Below are 12674 nucleotides of genomic sequence, written 5' to 3'. Positions count from 1 at the left end.
GGGCGGGGGCCTGGTGGGCCGGGGCGGGGCCGAGCGGCGCGACCGCCAGCGCCAGCGCGGCGGCCAGGCGCCGCAGGGAAAGGGGGGCGCGTGGGGTCAAGGCCGGCTCGCGGGGGCGAGGCTGAAGATCTCGGTCGGCTCGACCACCAGGTCGAGGGCGATCTTCAGGCACACCGCCAGCACGATCAGCGCCAGCAGGATGCGCAGCTGCTCGGCCCGCAGGCGCATGCCGAGCTGGGCGCCGAACTGCGCCCCCACCACCCCCCCGACCAGCAGGATCAGCGCCAGCAGCATGTCGACGGTGAAGGTCTGGGTGGCGTGCAGCAGCGTCGTCACCGCGGTGACGAACATGATCTGGAACAGCGAGGTGCCCACCACCACCGAGGTCGGCATCCCCAGCAGGTAGATCATCGCCGGCACCATGATGAAGCCGCCCCCGACCCCCATGATCGCCGAGAGGAACCCCACCAGCGCCCCGATCGCCGCCGGCGGGATGATCGAGATGTAAAGGTGCGAGACCGGGAACTTCATCTTCAGCGGCAGCTTGTGGGCGAGCGTCCGCTTGCGCTTGGGGATCCGGGGCGCGGCGCCCGAGCGCGCCCGGATCAGGGCGCGCAGGCTCTCGACGAACATCAGCGCGCCGACCACGCCCAGGAACAGCACGTAGGTCAGCGAGACCATCAGCTCGACCTGGCCGAGCTGGCTGAGCTTTTCGAACACCCAGACGCCGAGGAACGAGCCGCCGATGCCGCCGGCCAGGAGAATCATCCCCATGCGGGTGTCGAGCGTGCCGCGCCGCCAGTGGGCCAGCGCGCCCGAGAAGGACGAGGCGCAGATCTGGTTGGCCCCGGTCGCCACCGCCACCGCGGGCGGAATGCCGATCAGCATCAGCAGCGGGGTCATCAGGAAGCCGCCGCCGACCCCGAACAGCCCCGAAAGCACGCCGATAAGACCGCCGAGCCCCAGGATCAGGAGCGCGTCGACGGAGACTTCGGCGATGGGCAGGTAGATGAGCATCGGGGCTCCGGGCCGGGCCCTGAATTAAGCCCCGGACCGGGCGCCCAATGCAAGCCGCGGCGCCGGTCGGCGCGCCCTCGGCCCCCGTGTCGTGTTGGCGCGCGCCCCGTCAGGCCGGGGCGCCTGCGCGGCCGCGCCTAAGGGGATAGGACGCCGTGGAGGGCGCCCGCGCGCTGTGGGGTGGATCAGCCCCCGCAAGCGCCGGGATCGGACGGCGTCCTGATTGCGGTGACGGCGGTCAGGTTCCGACCTGCGGGGGGACCGCGTCGAAGACGCGCAGCATCTGCTCGTCCTGGCGGGCGGGATCGTGGGCCGAGCACGAGGGGCACAGCGCATAGCCGCTGACGAAGAACTTCTTCTCCGGCCGGGCGTAGACGTCGTGCCAGACCTCGCCCAGCTTCACCGCGTTGCAGATCGAGCAGCGGGGCGCGCCGTCCACCTCCGCCTCGGAGGCCTCGAAGACCTCCCTGACGCCGCCGGGTCCGGCGGCGCGGCTGCGGATCAGCTCATGGATCACGCGCAGCTCGCCGGGTTTCTCGCCCGGCTCGACGCGCATCTGGAACAGGCGCGCCATCCAGGGCGCGTCGCAGCGGTAGAGGAAGGAATGCGCCGCCTCCGCCTCGCGGCAGAGCTGGAACAGCGAGGACAGGTAGAGCTGCGTCTCCAGCCCCGAGACATATTCCTCGAGGCTGCGTCCGACGATGTTCTCGACGGACGCGGAGGGGGAGTCGTTTTCGGCGGCGAAGGCGTCCCAGTCGCCGCCGGCCGCGACGATGCGGTTCATCGGATCAAGGATGTACCAGGTGCTCATCTAGACAGAAGCCTTTTATCGGAAGCGCTCCAGTTAACCGCGGCGTGCGGCTGAAAAAAGGACATCGGCCAAATTAGGCGAAGAAAAGCCGGATTTGGTTCAGGATGGAACAAGATTCCGCGTCCCGGAAGCAATGTGGCGCGCGCAGGCCGCGCGCCGCCGCGGACGCCCGGAACAAGGCGGCCCGCCCCGCCGGGCGCCCCGGGTCCTCAGCGCGCGGTGGCGGCGGCGGCGAGGGAGGAGGGCTGGCCGGGCTCGTCCTCCTCGATGGCGCGGCGGGCGGCGGCGCCGACGGCGTGACGCTCGTCCGAGGTCAGCGGACGGTCGGCCGACAGGTCGGGGATGCGCACCGTCACCTCGCGGGCGGCGAAGCGGATGCCCTCCTTCTCGAAGAGCTCGCGGATGTTCTGGTAGACCAGCTTGCGGGTCGTCCACTGGTCGCCGGGCCGGGTCATGTACTTCACCCGGATGATCATCGCCGAGTCCTCCATCATGTAGACGCCCTGGGACTTCAGGGGCTGCACGAACTTCTGGCCCTCGGTCGGATGCTCCAGCAGCTGCTGGCCCAGTTTCTTGATCAGCTTGCGGACCCGCTCGACGTCGGTGTCGTAGGTCAGGCGCAGGGGCAGCTTCATCATCACCCAGTCGCGCGAGAAGTTGGTCAGGTGCTTGATCTCGCCGAAGGGGATGGTGTTCAGCGCGCCCAGGTGGTGGCGCAGCTGGAAGGACCGCAGCGAGATCTTCTCGACCGTGCCCTTCACCTCGCCGACGTCGATGTATTCGCCTTTGCGGAAGGCGTCGTCGAGCAGGAAGAACATGCCCGAGAGGATGTCGCGCACCAGCGTCTGCGCGCCGAAGCCGATGGCGATGCCCACGATGCCGGCGCCGGCGAACAGGGGGGCGACGTTGACGCCGAGCTCGGTCGCCACGATCACCGCCACCGCGCCCCCGATCACGATCAGGATCCCGGCGCGGAACAGCGGCAGCAGCGTGCCCAGCCGCGAGGTCGCCGAGGCGCCGCCGCCCTCGTCCCCGGGCTCTGCCATCACGTCGTCCACGCCTTCCTCGGCGATGCGCTGGTCGAGCCAGATGCGCATCGCGTGGAAGGCGATGTAGCCGATGAACAGCGTGTCGATGACGTCCTGGAAATCGTCGAAGAAGGAGCCGTCGGCAAAGATCTCCTGCCCGCCCCAGATCAGGATCAACACGTAGATCCCCGCGCCCAGCGAGAACAGGCTGATGATGCGGCGGGCCAGGTCCTCGAACGTGCGCATGGCGATCGAGCGGCGGGGGCCGTAGCGGGCGGCCTCGGCCTCGGCGGCCTCGCGCTCGCGCGCATGGGGGCGGACCTCGGGCGGCACGGTCATCGGGCCGCCGCCCTCCTCGTCCCCGTCGTCGCCCTCGTCCCCGTCGTCGCCAGAGACGCCGGCCCGCGGGCCGATCGCGTCGGCCGCATCGGCCGCGCGCAGCGGGGTGGGGCCGCCGGCGGGGCGCTCGGCCGCGCGCGGGGGCGTCTCCTCGGCGAGGGGGGCGTCGCGAACAGGAGCGTCGGGGACAGAAGCGTCGGGCACAGGGGAGTCGGCGACAGGGGCGTCGGCCGGGGGCTGCGCGGCGGGTCTCGGAGCGACGGGAGGCTCGGCCGGCGCCACGTCGGCGGCGGGGGCCGGGTCGGGCGTCGGGTCGGCCTTGAGCATCGGCGGGGCGGTTCCGATCGCCTCCGTCGCGACAGGCGCAGGCGCGGGGCGCGCGGGCGATTCAGGCGCGGCGCGCTCCGCGGGCGGGGCGTCAGTCGCGGTGTCGGGCGAACTCGGCGGTTCTTCCTGGGGTTCGACGAACGACCGGGCCGCGACGACGCGCAGGGCGCGGTTGCGGTTGAACAGGCGCTCGACGCAGTAGAGGCCGGTCGCATGCACCGTCAGCGCCACCAGCAGGGTGAGGAAGGCGCCGGCCAGCAGCGACCACTCCGCCTCGAGCCCCATGACGATGCGCACCGCCTCCTCCATCCAGGCGACGATGAAGTAGAGCGTGGTCAGCGGCGCCCAGATCCGCGCGCCGATGGCCGCGATCCAGGTGACCTCCTGGATGTTGCGGCCGTGGAGGATCGCGTCGGTGACGGTCTTCCGGTTGCTCCAGATCAGCCCCAGGATCAGCGCCAGCGCCAGGATGTTGAGCACGATGTGGTTCAGGCGCACCAGCTCGACGTCCACGCCCAGCTCGGTCAGCCAGGCGATGTAGAACCGCGAGACCACGGTGACCGCGGTCAGCGCCGAGAGCCACATGTAGAGGCGCCGCGCCCCGAGGTCGCTGATCCGCGGGATCCGGTAGTCGGCCAGGTAGGGGTTCAGGATCATCCGCCAGACGGTGTCGATCAGCATGAACGAGCCGTAGGCGGTCAGGATGATGCCGGCGGTGACCTGCGTGGGCACGTGGTCGGCGACCAGTCCCAGGCCGAGGCCCCCGGCGACCGCCAGGTTGATGGCCATCGCCGCGACGGTCAGCAGCATGCGCAGGGCGATCACCGGCAGCTTGCCGGTCAGGCCGACGGGGCGGTAGTGGCGCTGCGCGCGGATCATCGCCGGCCGGGCGAGGTAGACCGCATAAAGCTGCGACACCGCCCGCCCGATCAGGATCAGGATCACCGAGACCAGCGCCACGCCGGCAAAGTAGCCCGCGCGCCCGTCGGGCGCGTTCACCGCCAGCCGCTGCTCTAGCCGGCCGAGGCCCGAGCGCGCCTCGCGCAGCATCCGCTCCAGCCGCTGACGGAACAGCGAGACGTTCTCCGAGGTGCGCCGCAGCATCGACAGGCGCGCCGCCTCGTCGTCGGGCGGCCCGGTCGAGACCAGGCGCCCGTAGGCGGCGAGGTCGGGGGGGCGCGCATGCACCGGCTCGTTGGACGGGTTCGAGCCGCCGCCGGCCGCGGCGCCGGCTTCGGCCGCAGAGTCCTGCGCGCTCCGCTCCTGGCTGCGCGGCTGCTGGGTGAACAGGCTGCGCACGTCGAGGCCCTGCGCCTGCGCGGCGGGCAGGCGCCCGAGGGGGCCGGGGCCGCCGGGCGCGCCGATCCAGGCCAGCAGCGCCACGAGCAGCATCGCCGCCGCGCGCAGCCAGACCCCGCGTCGGGTCCGATGGCGCGCAGCCGCGCGCTCCGCCGGGCGCGGCAGGCCCTCGCGCTCCGCCGGGCGCGGCAGGCCCTCGCGCTCCGTCGGGCGCGGAAGGCCCTCGCGCTCCGCCGGGCGCGGAAGGCCATTGCGCTCAGCTGGGCGCGGCAAGAGTTTGCGCTCCGCTGGGCGAGGGTCGCTCACGCCTCCCTCGGCGCGCGCCGGAGCCTTCCGCGCTGTCGCACGCGTCGCGACGGCTCGCCCGGGCATGGGGTCCCGCGGCGCCGGGAGCGGCCCGGACGCGTCGGCGGCGCGCGTCGCCGCGGCCTGGCTGGGATGGCGGGCGTCGCGCATGACGCACTCCTGCTGGCGTGTCGGGCGGGTCGCTGGGACCGTCCCGGTCGCGATGATCATACCCCGCGAGCGGGGGCCCTGCGCAAGATCGCCCTGCGTGCGAGCGCCCCGCACGACCGGTCGCCTCGACGCCGACCCTGCGCCGCCCCTCCGCGCCAGGTTCGGACGGGCGGGAGACGTGGGAGAGGCGCGACCGGGGCGGGGTCGGGGGGAGCGTCTCGTCGCGCGGTTCGGTCTCCGTGCCCACGCGACGCAGGCGCGCGGCGAGGATCGCCGCTTTCGCGCGGCGCCTCATGTGGTGTAGCGTGACCCCGACGGGAAGATGGGGGTCGCGATCCTGACAGGGGGGCGTCGTCGCATCCCGTTCCGCGACGACGTCGGAATCCGCCGGCGTGGACGCGGCCTGAGGGACGGGCCCGGCGCCCGCGACAGCCGCCGCGCAGAGGCGTGCGGGACCCGCGTCGGGAACCAGCCGGACCGGGGACATTGGGAGCGCACCCACCCATGACGGCGCCAGCCCATGACGGATCCTACCCGGCGGCCGAGGCCTGGCCGGGCCGCACGCTCGGTCAGGGCGCCTCGCGCCGGGCGTTGCTCTACAGTCACGACACCTTCGGGCTCGGCCACCTGCGCCGCGCGCGCACGCTGGCCTCGGCCCTGACCCGGCGGGACGAGCGGCTGAGCGCGCTGATCCTCACCGGCTCGCCCATCGCCGGGCGCTTCGACTTTCCCGACCGGGTCGACCACGTGCGCCTGCCCGGCGTGGTGAAGCTGGCCGACGGGGACTACGCCTCGCACAACCTCGGCATGCCGATCGACGACACCGTGCACCTGCGCGCCGCGATCATCGAGGCGACCGAGGCGGCCTTCGAGCCCGACCTGCTGATCGTCGACAAGGAGGCCTGGGGCTTCCGCAACGAGATGGCCGGCGCGCTCGCCGCCGCCCGCCGCCGCGGGGCGCGGATCGTGCTGGGCGTGCGCGACGTGCTCGACGACCCGCGCCACCTGGCCGAGGAATGGCGGCGCAAGGGCCATGCCGAGGCGATCCGGCGCTGGTTCGACGAGATCTGGGTCTATGGCCTGCCCGAGGTGTGCCGCCCGCTCGAGGGGCTGGGGCTGGAGCCCGAGATCCTCGACCGCGTGGTCTACACCGGCTACCTGCGCCGCGACGCGCCGGACTGGCCCTCGGACGTGGGCGCGGCGCCGCCCGAGAAGCCCTTCGTGCTGGTCACCACCGGCGGCGGCGGCGACGGCGAGGGGCTGGTGGACTGGACCCTGTCGGCCTACGAGGCCGACCCGACGCTGGGCCCGCACGCGGTCATCGTCTACGGCCCGTTCCTGCACGCCGAGCGGCGCGCCGAGTTCGACCGGCGGGCGCTGGCCCTGAAGGGCCGGGTGACCGCGCTGAGCTTCGACAGCCGCATCGAGCGTCTGCTGGCCGAGAGCGCGGGGATCATCGCCATGGGCGGCTACAACACGTTCTGCGAGATCCTGAGCCTCGACAAACCGGCGGTGATCGCGCCGCGCACCCGCCCCCGGCTCGAGCAGTACATCCGCGCCGAGGCGGCCGAGCGACTGGGCCTGCTGCGCATGCTGCTGCCCGAGCGCGACGGCCGCGGGCCCGAGGCGATGGCCGCGGCGATCCGGGGCCTCGCCGACCAGCCGTTGCCCTCCTCGGCGCCCATTCCGGGGCTTCTGGACGGGCTCGAGGCGGTGTCGGCGCGCGCGGCGCTGGCATTCGGGCAGGCCCCGAGCACCGCCTCCCGGCGCGCCATCGGCTGAGCGGACGAGGCGCCGCGTCGGCCGGGCGCCGGGGCCGTCGTCGCGTGCGCGGCGCGCGGCGAGGCCGGCGCGGGGTTGCACCGTCTCCGGCTTGGGCGTTCGGAAAAGGCGGAGCGGTGCGCCCGGGATCGGCGGCGCGGGCCCTGTCCTTTCGCCGCGGCCCGGTCTAGATCTGCGGCGATGACCCAGGATGCCGCTCCCGCCCCGCCCGACGCCGCCGCTCCGACGCTGGCCGTGGTCGCCAAGGGCTACCCGCGCCTCTCCGAGACCTTCGTGGCCCAGGAGCTGCTGGCGCTGGAGAGCCGCGGCTTCGGCTTCGAGATCTGGTCCCTGCGCCATCCCTACGACGACCGCACCCACCCGCTGCACGACCGGATCCGGGCGCGGCCGCGCTATCTGCCCGAATACCTCTACCAGGAGCCGCTGCGCCTGCTGCGCGCCTGGCGGGCCGCGCGGCGGCTGCCGGGCTATCGCGCCGCGCGGGCGGCCTGGCTGCGCGACTGGCGCCGCGATCCGACGCCCAACCGCGGCCGCCGCTGGGGCCAGGCGCTGGTTCTGGCCGCAGAACTGCCCCCCGGGACCGGCGGCATCTACGTGCACTTCCTGCACACGCCCGGCTCGGTCGCGCGCTATGCCGGGATCCTGCGCGGACTGCCCTGGGCGGTCTCGGCCCACGCCAAGGACATCTGGACGATCCCCGACTGGGAGAAGCGCGAGAAGCTGGCCGAAGCGGCCTTCGCCGTCACCTGCACCGCGTCGGGCGCCGCCGAGCTGCGCCGGCTCGCCCCCACGGACGCGCGTGTGGGGCTGGTCTACCACGGGCTCGACCTGACCCGCTTCCCCGACCCGCCCGAGCGGGGCGCCGCCGAGGGGCCGCTGCGGCTGCTGTCGGTGGGGCGGCTGGTGGCCAAGAAGGGCTACGACGACCTGCTCGAGGCGCTCGCCCGCCTGCCGGCGGAGGTCGACTGGCGCTTCGACCACATCGGCGGCGGCGACCTGAAGGCGAGCCTCGCCGCGCGGGCCGAGTCGTTGGGCCTCGCCGATCGCATCCGCTGGCTGGGCAAGAAGGACCAGACCGAGGTGGTGGCGGCGATGCGCGCGGCGGACCTGTTCGTGCTGCCCTCCAAGATCGCTGAGGACGGCGACCGCGACGGGCTGCCCAACGTGCTGATGGAGGCGGCCTCCCAGCGCCTGCCGATCCTCTCCACCGCCGTCTCCGCCATCCCCGAGTTCGTGCGCGACGGGCGCGAGGGGCGCCTCGTCCCCCCCGGCGACCCCCAGGCGCTGGCCGAGGCGCTGACCGCGCTCGCCACCGACCCGCAGGGCCGGGCGGAGATGGCCGAGACCGCGCTCGCCCGCCTGCGCGCCGAGTTCGGGATGGAGGCGGGGATCGACGCGCTTTCCGCCCGGCTGCAGGCGATGGGCGTGGCCCCGGCCGGCGCCTCCGCGCAGCCCGCGGCGGCGGAATGACCGGGGCGCAACGGGGGGCGCCGGGCGGCCCGCCGCGCGTGGCGTTCCACGCGCCGATGAAGCCGCCCGACCATCCCAACCCCTCCGGCGACCGGCGCATCGCCCGGCTGACCCTGCAGGCGCTGGAGGGGGCGGGCTTCGCGCCCTTCGTCGCCTCGAGCCTGCGCACGCTGGAGATGGCCGGCGACCCCGCCGCGCAGGCCGCGCTCGCCCGCGAGGCCGTGGCCGAGGCCGCCCGCCTGATCGAGACCCTGCGTCCCGCCCCCCCCGCGCTGTGGTTCACCTATCATTCCTACTGGAAGGCCCCCGACCTCATCGGCCCGGCCGTCTGCGCGGCGCTGGGCCTGCCCTACGTGATCTCCGAGCCGATCCACGCCCCCAAACGGCGGACCGGCCCCTGGGCCGGGTTCGCCGAGGCGGCCGAGCGCTCGCTCGCCGCCGCCGACCTGCTGCTGTGGTCCACCGCCCGCGACCTGCCGGGCCTGCGCCGGCTGGAGGGCGCCCGGCTGGAGGAGCTGGCGCCCTTCATCGACCTTGGCCCCCCGGCGGTCCCGCGCCCGCCCGCCGCCGGCCCCCTGCGGCTGCTGGCGGTGGCGATGATGCGGCCGGGGGACAAGCTCGCCTCCTACGCTGCGCTGGCCGCCGCGCTGTCCCGGCCCGAGGCGCCCGAGGTTCGGCTGGAGGTGATCGGCGACGGGGCCGAGCGCGCGGCGGTCGAGGCGCTGCTGGCGCCTCTGGGCGACCGCGTGCGGTTCCTCGGCGTCGAGCCCGATCCCCTCCGCCTGCGCAAGGCGATGGAGGCGGCGGACCTGCTTGTCTGGCCCGGCGTCAACGAGGGCTTCGGGATGGTCTACCTCGAGGCGCTGGCCGCGGGCCTGCCGGCGCTGGCCGAGGATCGCCCCGGCCCGCGCCACGTCCTGCCGCCGCCCCCCGCCGGCCCGGCCCTGCCGCCCCCCGAGGACCCGGCCGCCTTCGCCGCGAGGCTGGCGGCGCTGGACGCGGACCGCGCCCGGCTTGCCGCCCTGCGCGGGACCGCGCGCGCCCACGCCGAGGCGCATCACGGGCTGGCGGCCGCATCGGCCCGGCTGCGCGAACTGCTCTCGCCGCTCGCGAGGCGTTGACGAAGACCCGCGACGACGTCGTCGAGGTCCGGGGCGCAGGGCCCGGGGCCTCTCGCGGTCGACGCCGGGCAGGGGGGCGGCTATTGCTGGGCGCCCGGCGGCTCCCGCCGGCCCCATCGAGAAGGACCGCCGTGCAGATCGCCCTCCTCCGCCATTTCCCCACCGACTGGAACGCCCTTGGGCGGCTTCAGGGGCGCACCGACGTGCCGCTCTCGGCCGAGGGGCGGGCGGAGCTGGCCCTGCGCCGCCTGCCCGAAGCCTGGCGCGGCCGGCCGATCCTGTGCTCCCCCCTCTCGCGCGCCCGCGAGACCGCCGAGACGCTGGCGCAAGGCGCCCCCGTCGTCATCGACGAGCGCCTGCTGGAAATGGACATGGGCGACTGGGAGGGGCGCCAGGGCGCCGACTTGATCGCGGATCCCGACTGCGCCTACGGCCCGGTCGAGGGATGGGGCATGGACTTCCGCGCCCCCGGCGGCGAGGGGCCCGCGGACATGTTCGCCCGCCTCGCCCCCCTGTTCGCCGAGCTGCGCGAACCGAGCCTGCTGATCACCCATCGCGGCCTGATGCGCGCGGCGCTGGCGATGGCCACCGGCTGGCGCTTCGAGGGGCCGGAGACGTTCCGCATCAAGCGCTTCGCCCTGCACCCGGTGACGCTGGAGGGCGGCCGTCCGGTCGCCGTCGGCCCTCCCGAAAAGCTGCCCCTGCGATGAGCGGGCCGCGGATCGCGCTGCTGGTCACCCACCTGATGGGCTCGGGGCATCTGGTGCGCACGCTGACGCTGGCGCGCGCGCTGGCCGCGCTGGGGGCGGACCCGCTGGTGATCTCGGGCGGACGGCCGCTGGCGCATGTGGACGCGGCGGGCGTGCGGCTGGCGCAGCTGCCGCCGCTGGCCTCCGACGGGCTCGACTACCGCGCCCTGCTGGACGCGGACGGCGCGCCGGCCTCGGACGCCTATCGCGCCGATCGGCAGGCGCGGCTGGTCGCGCTGCTCCGCGCCGAGGCGCCGGCGGCGCTGGTGACCGAGCTCTACCCGCTCGGCCGCCGCAACCTGGAGGCGGAGTTCCGCGCCGCCATCGCCGCCCTGCCGGCGGGGGCGCGCCTGATCGGCTCGGTCCGCGACGTGATGGAGCCGCCCTCGAAGGCCAGACGCGTGGCGCAGGCGCTGGAGCGGCTGGCCCCCTACGACGCGCTGCTGGTCCATGGCGACCCGGCGGTGATCCCGCTCGAGGCGAGCTGGCCCGGCGACGGGACCCTGCCGGAGCCGCTCGCGCGTCGCATCCGATACGCCGGCTATGCGGTCTCGCCGGCTCCCGCGCCCTCGACGGGGCCGGGCGAGGGCGAGGCGCTGGTCGCCACCGGCGGCGGCGCCATCGGGCGGCGGCTGCTGGAGGTGGCGGCGCGGGCCTCGGCCCTCTCGGCCTTGCCCTGGCGGCTGAGGGTGGGGGGCGCGGACGCCGCCGCGGTCATCGAGACGCTGCGCCCGCTGGGCCCCGCGGCGATGGAGCCCGCGGCCCCCGACTTCCGCCCCCGCCTTTCCCGCGCCGCCGCGGCCGTCACGCTGTGCGGCTACAACACCGCCGTCGAGGCGGCGCTGTCGGGCACGCCCACCCTGCTGGTCCCGATGGAGGAGGCCGGCGAGCGGGAGCAGCTGCTCCGCGCCGAGGCCTTCGCCCGCCTGCCGGAAATCGAGACCGCGCGGATCGCGGATCTGACGCCGGAGGGGCTGGCCGCGCGTGTGGCGGAGCTCGCCGCCCAGCCCCGCCGGGCGCCGACGCTGAGGGCCGACGGCGGGGCGGAGGCCGCGCGGATCGTGCTGCAGACGCTCGACCCGTAGGGCGCATTTCAATGCGCCGCGCCGGCCTCAGGAATAGGGATCGAGCGCGTCGCGAAGCCCGTCGCCGAGGAAGTTGAAGGCCAGCACCACCATGATCACCGGGATCATCGGGGCCAGCAGCCACGGGTAGATCTCGACCGCCGTCAGATCGAGCGCGTCGTTGAGCATCAGCCCCCAGCTCACCGCCGGCGGACGCAGGCCGAGCCCCAGCAGCGACAGCGCCGTCTCGCCGAGGATCATCGTCGGGATCGAGAGCGTGGCCGAGGCGACCAGGTGGCTCATGAAGTTCGGCATCATGTGCGAGCCGACGATGCGGTTGGTCGAAGCGCCCATCAGCTCGGCCGCGCGGACGTAGTCCTCCTCGCGCAGCGACAGGAACTTGGAGCGGACGGCGCGCGCCAGCCCCGGCCAGTCGAGCAGGCCCAGGATCACCGAGATCATGAAGAACACCGCCACCGGTCCCCAGTTGGCCGGGATCGCGGCCGACAGCGCCAGCCAGATCGGGAGTTCGGGCATCGAGCGGATGATCTCGATCGAGCGCTGCACGATGGCGTCGAACCAGCCGCCGAAGTAGCCCGCGAACCCGCCCAGCACCATGCCGATGCCGAAGCTGATCGCGACCCCGATCAGCCCCACGGTCAGCGACAGCTGCGCGCCATGCATGATCCGGCTGTGGATGTCGCGGCCCAGCCGGTCGGAGCCCAGGATGAACAGGTCCGCCCCCTCGGGCGGGCAGATCAGGCGGAAGCGGCTGTCGGCGAGGCCGAGGAAGGTCCAGGGATCGCCGCAGGTGGCGAACCAGCGCACCGGGCGCGGGTCGTCGTAGTCGCTTTCGAAGTCCGGCTGGAACGTGTCCATGTTGATGGTCGAGACCATCGGGTAGGTGACCGCCAGGTGGCCGTGGGCGAACCAGTCGATCTCCTGCGGGGGGGCGTAGATCGCGTCGGCGTTGCGGGTGGCCGGCGCATAGGGCGACAGGAACCCCACGAAGGGCAGGGCGAGGTAGATCGCCAGGATGTAGAGGCCCGAGATCACCGCCAGCCGGTGGCGGAAGAAGCGCCGGAAGATCAGCGTGGTGGTGGAGGCGTCGAGGTCCTTGCGCTCGAGCGCCTGGAGGTCGGACTCGGCGTCCCAGGGCTCGTCGGAGATCCAGTGGCTGTCGAGATCCCCGCCCGAACGGCCGAGCGCAT

9 protein-coding genes are annotated in these 12674 nt (G+C 74.2%); 5 read left to right on the top strand and 4 right to left on the bottom strand.

All coding sequences use genetic code 11. From position 1 onward, the window contains the following. Nucleotides 1-96 precede the first annotated feature (96 nt). From AAC134_RS19350 to AAC134_RS19340, 3 genes are all read right to left on the bottom strand, one after another. On the bottom strand, nt 97-1017 hold the full coding sequence (locus AAC134_RS19350; RefSeq protein WP_339950769.1) for a sulfite exporter TauE/SafE family protein: 921 nt from the start codon (nt 1015-1017) through the stop codon (nt 97-99). 238 nt (nt 1018-1255) lie between these two features. Next, nucleotides 1256-1828, bottom strand: coding sequence for a hypothetical protein (locus AAC134_RS19345; protein WP_339950768.1), 573 nt, complete (start codon nt 1826-1828; stop codon nt 1256-1258). 209 nt (nt 1829-2037) lie between these two features. After that, complete coding sequence (locus AAC134_RS19340) at nt 2038-4914, bottom strand: mechanosensitive ion channel family protein (RefSeq protein WP_339950767.1); 2877 nt, start codon at nt 4912-4914, stop codon at nt 2038-2040. Nucleotides 4915-5781: 867 nt separating this feature from the next. Here AAC134_RS19340 and AAC134_RS19335 point away from each other — a divergent pair. The 5 genes from AAC134_RS19335 (at nt 5782) to AAC134_RS19315 (ending at nt 11484) form a co-directional block, all read left to right on the top strand. Further along, complete coding sequence (locus AAC134_RS19335) at nt 5782-7059, top strand: hypothetical protein (protein ID WP_339950766.1); 1278 nt, start codon at nt 5782-5784, stop codon at nt 7057-7059. A gap of 180 nt (nt 7060-7239) precedes the next feature. After that, the gene (locus AAC134_RS19330; protein WP_339950765.1) at nt 7240-8529 is read left to right on the top strand and encodes a glycosyltransferase; all 1290 of its coding nucleotides are present in this window, start codon (nt 7240-7242) and stop codon (nt 8527-8529) included. Further along, nucleotides 8526-9650 (top strand): glycosyltransferase, encoded by a 1125-nt coding sequence (locus AAC134_RS19325; RefSeq protein WP_339950764.1) that lies wholly within the window; start codon nt 8526-8528, stop codon nt 9648-9650. Before AAC134_RS19330 ends, AAC134_RS19325 begins: the two co-directional genes overlap by 4 nt. Nucleotides 9651-9781: 131 nt before the next feature. Further along, entirely contained in the window at nt 9782-10360 is a 579-nt protein-coding gene (locus tag AAC134_RS19320; RefSeq protein WP_339950763.1) for a histidine phosphatase family protein, read from the top strand. Next, nucleotides 10357-11484, top strand: a complete 1128-nt coding sequence (locus AAC134_RS19315) for a glycosyltransferase (protein ID WP_339950762.1) — start codon at nt 10357-10359, stop codon at nt 11482-11484. Before AAC134_RS19320 ends, AAC134_RS19315 begins: the two co-directional genes overlap by 4 nt. A 27-nt stretch (nt 11485-11511) precedes the next feature. Here AAC134_RS19315 and AAC134_RS19310 read toward each other — a convergent pair whose 3' ends face one another. Then, complete coding sequence (locus tag AAC134_RS19310) at nt 11512-12633, bottom strand: ABC transporter permease (RefSeq protein WP_339950772.1); 1122 nt, start codon at nt 12631-12633, stop codon at nt 11512-11514. Between the last annotated feature and the right edge of the window lie 41 nt (nt 12634-12674).

The organism is uncultured Albimonas sp., from assembly GCF_963977235.1.
GTDB lineage: Bacteria > Pseudomonadota > Alphaproteobacteria > Rhodobacterales > Rhodobacteraceae > Albimonas.
Note: the sequence above shows the minus strand (reverse complement) of the source record. Positions and strands in the feature narration are given on the sequence as shown.